General features: G+C 71.2%; 1 protein-coding gene. It reads right to left on the bottom strand.

Annotated elements, in window-relative coordinates; genetic code table 11:
- On the bottom strand, nt 1-347 hold a 347-nt coding region (locus BVI061214_RS00160), incomplete at both ends, for a molybdopterin-dependent oxidoreductase (RefSeq protein WP_156303162.1).

Raw genomic sequence — 347 nt, forward strand, 5'->3', positions numbered from 1 at the left:
GGCGGTGAGGTTCGGGTCCGGGGGGTTGCGGTAGCCGTTTTGCCCGTTGCCGGCGCACTCAATGAAGTAGGTGCGGGTCACGGAGGGGAAGCGCTTGAGGTCTTCCAGGGTGAAGACCAAGGGGCGCTCCACCATCCCGTGGATGACCAGGCGGTAGGCCTCGGGGTCCACCTGGGGCACCCCAGCGTGGTGGCGCTCAAAGTGGAGGCCGTTGGGGGTGATGACCCCCTCCAGCTTCTCCAAGGGAGCGAAGTCCGCCCCCGAGTGGCGGGGGCGGGGGGTGGGGGGGAGGGAGCGGACCACGCCCCCCCCAAAAGGGGGCCGGGGGGCGTACTCCCCGAGGGGGG

Origin of the sequence: Thermus aquaticus, from assembly GCF_001280255.1 — a bacterium.
Taxonomy (GTDB): Bacteria; Deinococcota; Deinococci; order Deinococcales; family Thermaceae; genus Thermus; species Thermus aquaticus.